Annotated in this window: 1 protein-coding gene and 1 pseudogene; both read right to left on the bottom strand. The window is 48.2% G+C overall.

The window, feature by feature from the left end:
* Positions 1 to 57: 57 nt before the first annotated feature.
* Complete coding sequence (locus tag CA598_RS31620) at positions 58 to 564, bottom strand: intermediate filament family protein (protein ID WP_094879060.1); 507 nt, start codon at positions 562 to 564, stop codon at positions 58 to 60.
* 43 nt (positions 565 to 607) lie between these two features.
* Positions 608 to 1,193, bottom strand: a pseudogene (locus CA598_RS32580) (hypothetical protein); the annotation flags it as partial.

Raw genomic sequence — 1,193 nt, 5'->3', positions numbered from 1 at the left:
CTCCTCTACGTAAAAAGAGCCCCGCAATGGCTGCGAGACTCTTCGTTATTTATTCGTTTATTTATTACCGTCGATCTCAGCGAGTTGAGCCTGTAGCGCCGCGCGTTCCTTTTCCCAAGCGTCAACTTGCGCCTTAAAGTCAGCGTATGTCTCAGCGGCTCTTTTTCCGAGATCACCGTTATTAGCGAGTTCTTCCGCCTGCAGTTTATACGTCGGCAGGATATCCGCTTTATATCCAGCAATCTGCTTATCGTAGCGCGCGATTTCCGAGACGATACGATCACGCTCCGTAACGCTATTGCCAGATGACGCAGAAGTCGTTTCGTCCATTATTATTTTCTTCCCCTCCACGGATAGCTTAGTTCCGGTAGCTTCGGAAACTGCACGTACAGGCGCGTAAGCCGTGCCGTTAATAACGACAGCCTCCGCTACTTTCGATCCGCCTTTTTCTATTACAAAGATACCCTGTACTTTCTGTCCTATTAAACTAGCAGAACCCGCGAAAACCGAAGCGCCCGAAAATAAAAGCGCTCCGACGATTATACCGGAAATAAACTTTTTCATATGATGACCTCCGTAATAGTATTTACCTAATAGTACCATTACGTCATGAGACTGGAAAGGTTCCGCCACCAGATGGAGTAAGCGTTGTACTACCGTGATTGTGATTTTGCAGCGTAACGGTGTGTGTGTGACCTATGTTAGACTTGCGGTTTAGCTCAGACCAAATAGCGGCTAACTCATCAGCGAGTGTTGTAGCCCCATTATATAAACGCCCCCATCCTGCGAGTATTACCTGGCCAGACGATGATGTAGATAACCTAATATTTGTTCCGCTCAGTGTCACGTCAGGATCACCGCTTATAGTTAACCCGGATGACGGCGAGTTGTATAACGTAGACTGACGCCCGCCTCCTGCGTTAAATATAATCTTACTCAGACCGTTATCAAAAGCCGGAATCTGAATACCGTTATCAGCGCTTGAATATACGCCGAACGCAACGCTTGTCGGATCGATCACTACGCGCGGATAAACGGAGTCTGACGTTTGTATCTTAGCGCCAGTCACCGTACCGCCCGTAATAGTCGAGGCGCTGATGCGTCCGCTAAAGTTACCGTCAACCGCGCTCATGATTCCGCCACTCGTTACGGTAAACATTCCATTACCAACGTTAATCGAAGAACCGACGATC

The sequence above is a fragment of the Paenibacillus sp. VTT E-133291 genome (genome assembly GCF_002264395.1).
Classification (GTDB): Bacteria; Bacillota; Bacilli; order Paenibacillales; family Paenibacillaceae; genus Paenibacillus_AQ; species Paenibacillus_AQ nitricinens.
Note: the sequence above shows the minus strand (reverse complement) of the source record. Positions and strands in the feature narration are given on the sequence as shown.